The 5540-nt window shown below is 64.5% G+C and carries 5 protein-coding genes; all 5 read right to left on the reverse strand.

The window, feature by feature from the left end; translation table 11 throughout:
- Window positions 1-85: 85 nt before the first annotated feature.
- The 5 genes from IG169_RS19875 to IG169_RS19895 all read right to left on the reverse strand — a co-directional run bounded on the left by IG169_RS19875 (window position 86) and on the right by IG169_RS19895 (window position 5531).
- Complete coding sequence (locus IG169_RS19875) at window positions 86-1147, reverse strand: permease (RefSeq protein ID WP_193178011.1); 1062 nt, start codon at window positions 1145-1147, stop codon at window positions 86-88.
- Entirely contained in the window at window positions 1144-1488 is a 345-nt protein-coding gene (locus IG169_RS19880; protein ID WP_193178012.1) for an ArsR/SmtB family transcription factor, read from the reverse strand. Before IG169_RS19880 ends, IG169_RS19875 begins: the two co-directional genes overlap by 4 nt.
- A gap of 78 nt (window positions 1489-1566) precedes the next feature.
- Complete coding sequence (locus IG169_RS19885) at window positions 1567-2838, reverse strand: ABC transporter permease (protein WP_193178013.1); 1272 nt, start codon at window positions 2836-2838, stop codon at window positions 1567-1569.
- A gap of 6 nt (window positions 2839-2844) precedes the next feature.
- Window positions 2845-3984: an ABC transporter permease gene (locus IG169_RS19890; protein ID WP_193178014.1), complete on the reverse strand. Its 1140-nt coding sequence runs from the start codon at window positions 3982-3984 to the stop codon at window positions 2845-2847.
- Window positions 3981-5531 carry an ABC transporter ATP-binding protein gene (locus IG169_RS19895; protein ID WP_428982273.1) on the reverse strand — a complete coding sequence of 517 codons (1551 nt, stop codon included), beginning with the start codon at window positions 5529-5531 and terminating at the stop codon, window positions 3981-3983. Before IG169_RS19895 ends, IG169_RS19890 begins: the two co-directional genes overlap by 4 nt.
- Window positions 5532-5540: the final 9 nt, after the last annotated feature.

The raw sequence follows: 5540 nt of genomic DNA on the forward strand, positions 1-5540 counted from the left end.
CCGCATCGCGGACCATCTGCTCGGTCGTCTCGCAGCGCTTGCAGCCTGGACCAAAGACCTTCACGTGTTTCATGGTGTTTCTCCGTCAGAAAATGAGGTTGAAAATGTAGCCGACCGCAAGGATCCCGCAGCCGACGACGCCGATGAACACCGCGATCAGCTTCAGCGTCAGCACCTTGCGCAGGATGATCATCTCGGGCAGCGACAGGGCGATCACGCTCATCATGAAGGCGAGTACCGTGCCGAGCGCCGCGCCCTTGCCGAGAAGCGCCTCGACGATCGGGATCACGCCGGCGGCGTTGGTGTACATCGGGATGCCCATCAGCACGGCGGCGGGCACCGACCACCAGGCATCCGCACCCATGATGCGGGCCATCAGGTCGGCGGGAACATAGCCGTGGATCAGCGCGCCGGCGGCGATGCCGACGATGATCCAGATCCAGACCTTGGCGACGATCTCGCGGACCGCCTCGATCCCCTGGCGGTAACGGTCGACGAGGGTCAGCTCGGCGGACGGGATCTCGCCGACCCCGCCGGCATGGATATTGCGGACCCATTCCTGCAGCCAGCCTTCGAGACGCAGCCGCCCGATCACCCAGCCCGCAACGATGGCGACGCCGAGCCCGAAACCGAGATAGGTGACGGCAACCTTCCAGCCGACGAGGCCGAACAGCAGGCCGAGCGCGACCTCGTTGACCATCGGCGCGGCAATGAGAAACGAGAAGGTCACGCCGAGCGGAACGCCTGCGGAGACGAAGCCGATGAACAGCGGCACGGCGGAACAGGAACAGAAGGGCGTCAGCACGCCGAGACCGGCCGCCATGACATTGCCCGCGCCCTCGCGCCGGCCCGAGAGCAGGGCGCGGGTCTTTTCGGGCGAGAAGAAGGAGCGCACCACGCCCATCGCGAAGACGATGAGCGTCAGCAGCATCAGGACCTTGGGAACATCGTAGAAGAAAAACGCAAACGCCTCGCCGGTGTGGCTGTGCCGCTCGACCGGAAGAAGGCCGGTCAGCCATTCGGAGACCGGAACGAGCTGGCGATAGACGAGCCACCATGCGACGGCGAACGCCGCGACGCCGAGCGTCCAGATCCAGCCGGGAGAACCGTGCGGGCGTGCCGGCAAGGTATCGGTATGCGCGCTCATGCCGCTGTCCTTTCGCCATGGTTTTCGGGTACAGCCGCGCCCAGCGCAGCATCGACGATCGCGGCGACCGGGCCGGGCATCGCGGCGTTGCGGCGGTAGCGCACCCATTGCGCGTCGCGGCGGTCGGTCACCAGACCGGCATCCTTGAGGATCTTCATGTGGCGTGACATGCGCGATTGAGTGGCACCGAGGCGCCGCATCAGTTCACAGACGCAATGTTCGCCGCCATCGGACAGCATCGCCATCGCGGCAAACCGCGTCGGCTCCGCCAGGGCGGCCAGTATCTTCACGGGATCAGGCACGGTTCGCACCGGTTGTTTCGCATATGCGCAAATGCGCATATGGGCGGCGCTGAAACCTTGACCCAGATCAAACCAGAATCGGAATTGCCGGCTCGTCCGTCAGCACACAGGCTTCGATCATTCCTTGACGTAGGGCTTGCCATCGGCAGCCGGCGGACGCGAGCGTCCGACGAAACCGGCGACGACGACGATCGTCGCGATATAGGGCGCCATCGCCAGGAATTCCGACGGGATCGGCGTGCGCAACAGCGCGAGCTTCTGCTGTAGCGAATCCGCGAAACCGAAGACAAGCGCGGCGGACAGGGCGCCGACGGGATGCCATCGGCCGAAGATCATTGCGGCGAGGCCGATAAAGCCGCGGCCGCCGGTCATGTTCTCGTCGAAACGGCCGACCGTGCCGAGCGTGAACCATGCGCCGCCGAAGCCGGCGACCATGCCGCCCAGCGTCACGTTGATGTAGCGGGTGCGATAGACGTTGATGCCGAGCGTGTCGGCGGCGCGCGGATGCTCGCCGACGGAGCGCGCGCGCAATCCATAGCGCGTGTAGAACAGGTAATAGGTGGCAACGCCGACCAGGATAAGCGCGCCGTAGACGAACAGGTTCTGGTTGAACAGCATCGGGCCGATCACCGGGATGTCGCCGAGCAGCGGGATCTTGAAGGAGCGGAAGACCGGCGCGTTGTTGAGGAAGCGGTATTCGGCGAAGACCTGGCTGGAGACATAGGAGGTCACGCCGAGCACGAAGAGATTGATCACCACGCCGGCGATGATCTGGTCCATGCGGTAGGTGACGACAAGGGCGGCGAGGATGAAGCCGAACAAGCCGCCGATGACGACGGCGGCGGCAAGGCCGCCCCACCCGCCGAGCAATGACCCCATAAGCGCGCCGGTGAACGCGCCGGCCAGCAGCATGCCCTCGATGGCAATGTTGACGACGGCAACGCGCTCGCACAGCACGCCGGCGAGGCCGCCCAGCGCGATCGGCACGGCGCGCACCATCGTCGCCTGCAACATGCCTACGAGCGAAAAAGACTTGCCGGCGGTCGCCCAGACCAGGAAGGCGGCGACCGTGATGGCCAGACCGATAGCGATCGAGACGGTCGACCATTTCGCGCCGCCGCGCAGAAACTGGCGCGCGCCGAGAAAGGCGAGGATCGCTGCCGCGACGTAATTGAACGGTCCGGCGGGGATGACGAGATTGGGCAAGACCCACGCGTCGCGCGGACGCGAGAGGCCGAAGCTCGCGTCGCCTGCCGTGCCGTAGCCGAAAACGAGGACGACGAGCACCGCGAGCGCAATCAGCACGACGCCGTAGATGCGCGCCTGGCGGTCCTTGTGGGTGTCCATTTTTGCGGCGGGCGCGGTATCGGTCGTGGATGCGGCGGTCATGGCCGGTTACTCCTTGCGTCCCGTCTCGGGTTTCTGGAAACCCCAAGGGAAGATCGCGCGGACAAGAAGCGGCGCGGCGATGAAGACGATGATGAGTGCCTGAATGATGCTGATCAGGTCGATCGAAACGCCGGCATCCACCTGCATCTGGCGGCCACCGGCTTCCAGCGCGCCGAAGAGAAGGCCGGCGAACAACACGCCGATCGGGTGCGAGCGGCCAAGCAGGGCAACCGAGATCGCGTTGAAACCGATGCCGGACGAGAAGCCTGGCGTGGCGCGTTCCAAGACCCCGAGCACCTGGTTGGCGCCGGCCAACCCCGCGAGCGCGCCGGCGGTTCCCATCGCGAACACGATGATCATCGAGGCGCGCATGCCCGCATAGCGGGCCGCGTCAGGGTTCTCGCCGGAGGCGCGAAACTCGAAGCCGGTCTTGGTCTTGAACAGGAGCCAGTGGACGAGGATAACCGCCGCGATCATGACGAAAATGCCGGCGTGAAGGCGCAGGTTCGGATCGATGTCGGTCAGGAGCCGCGGCAGCTGGGCGCTCGGCAGGACAGATTTGGAGACCGGGTCGGAACGGCCCGGACGCTGCATCCAGTCAAGGCCGAGCATATAGGTGAGCAACAGGTAAGAGCTCAGATTGAGCATGATCGTGGTGATCACCTCGTGCGCACCTGTCGCAGCCCGCAGATAGCCGGCGATGGAGGCGTAAAGGCCGCCGGCCACCGCGCCGGCGATCAGGGCCATCGGCATGTGGATGATCCAGGGCAAGTTCGGGAAGGAAAACCCGACGATCACGGCGGCAATGCCGCCCACGACGATCTGACCCTCGGCGCCGATATTGAACAGGCCGGCGCGGAAGCCGAGCGCGAGGCCGAGGCCGGCCAGCACGAGGGGAATCGCCGAAGTCAGCGTCTCGGATATGGCGTTGAGCGAGCCGACGGAGCCCTGCAGCAGCGCGAGGTAGGAACGGCCGATGGTCTCCAGATCAATGGCGGTCGCCAGCATGATAAGGGCGCCGACGATCAAGGCGACGACTACGGCGAAGATCGGGACGATTACGAGATCCTCGAACTCGGCGCGGCCGGGGGCGGCTCGCTGCAGAAGTTCCTGGACCAGGCCCTGCTGATTGGTCGTATCGCTCATGCGTGCACTCCCGCCATGGCAAGGCCAACGGCATTCTTGTCGACCGGTCCGGCGGTCGCATCGAACTCAGCGACGAACTTGCCCTCGAACATGACGAGGATACGGTCCGAGAGCGACATGATCTCATCGAGTTCGGAGGAGACGATCAGGACGCCGTCACCCTCCTCGCGTGCGGCCATCAGGCGGCTGTGGATATATTCGATGGAGCCGACGTCGAGGCCGCGCGTCGGCTGCGAGGCGATGACGAGCTTGGTCTCGCGTTCCAATTCGCGCGCGACGACCATCTTCTGCTGGTTGCCGCCGGACAGGTTGCCGGCCTTGAGATAGACCGACGGCGTACGCACGTCGAAGTCGACCGCGTATTGTGCCGCCGTCTTCAGCACTTCCGGCCACTTGATGGACGGGCCGGAGGAGAAACGATCCTCGTAATAGGTGTTGAGCACCATGTTCTCGTAAACGGTGAAATTGGAGATCATGCCGGACCTGTGGCGGTCCTCGGGAATGTGCGCCATGCCCATGCGATGGCGTTCGCGCACCGAAGCGTGGGTTATATCGCGGTCAAGCAGCTTTACCGTCCCGGCGGAGGCACGCGCGAGACCGGTCAAGGCCTCGATCAGCTCGGACTGGCCATTGCCCTGGACGCCGGCGATGCCGACGACCTCGCCCGAGCGGACATGGAAGGCGACATGATCGACGACGATGTCGTCATTCTCATTGAGCACGACGAGGTCCCTGACGTCGAGCAGCGTCTCGCCGGGCTTGAACGGACCTTTTTCGACATCGAAGGACACCGGGCGTCCAACCATCATCTCGGCGAGTTCCTGTTCGCTCAGCGATTTCGGATCGCCCTCGCCGGTGATCCTGCCGCCACGCAGAACGCTGATCCGGTCGGCGATTTCGAGGATCTCGTGCAGCTTGTGAGTGATGAAGACGATCGCCTTGCCGGAGTCGCGCAGCGACTTGACGATCTCGAAGAAGTCCTCGACTTCCTGCGGGGTCAGCACCGCGGTCGGCTCGTCGAGGATGAGCACCTCCGCCGAACGGAATAGCACCTTGATGATCTCGACGCGCTGCTGGATGCCGACGGGCAAGTCCTCGATCAGCGCGTCCGGATCGACCTGAAGGCCGTATTTCTCGTTGATCTCGCGCACCTGTTTTCGCGCGGTCGCGAGATCGAGATAATCGAAAGGTCCGGTCGGCTCGACGCCGAGGATGACGTTTTCGGCGACCGTGAAGACGGGAACCAGCATGAAATGCTGATGCACCATGCCGATGCCGGCGGCGATGCCGTCGCCCGGCCCCTTGAAGGCCACCGGCTTGCCATCGATCAGGATTTCGCCCTCGTCGGGGAAATAGAGCCCCGAAAGGATATTCATCATGGTGGATTTGCCGGCGCCGTTCTCGCCGAGCATGCCCAGCACCTCGCCCGCGCGAATGGTGAGATTGACATTGTCGTTGGCCGTAACCGGCCCGAAGCGCTTGGTAATGCCCCGTAATTCAACATCCACGGCGTCGCTCTCCCCACTCAACCAGGCACGGGCCCCCACCCCCTGGTG

This window comes from Oricola nitratireducens, assembly GCF_014904745.1.
Classification (GTDB): domain Bacteria; phylum Pseudomonadota; class Alphaproteobacteria; order Rhizobiales; family Rhizobiaceae; genus Oricola; species Oricola nitratireducens.

Excerpts from the sequence above, each read along its gene's own strand:
- IG169_RS19885 (WP_193178013.1), bottom strand. The coding sequence starts at position 2,838 with ATGACCGCCGCATCCACGACCGATACCGCGCCCGCCGCAAAAATGGAC.
- IG169_RS19890 (WP_193178014.1), bottom strand. The coding sequence starts at position 3,984 with ATGAGCGATACGACCAATCAGCAGGGCCTGGTCCAGGAACTTCTGCAG.
- IG169_RS19880 (WP_193178012.1), bottom strand. The coding sequence starts at position 1,488 with ATGCGCATTTGCGCATATGCGAAACAACCGGTGCGAACCGTGCCTGAT.
- IG169_RS19875 (WP_193178011.1), bottom strand. The coding sequence starts at position 1,147 with ATGAGCGCGCATACCGATACCTTGCCGGCACGCCCGCACGGTTCTCCC.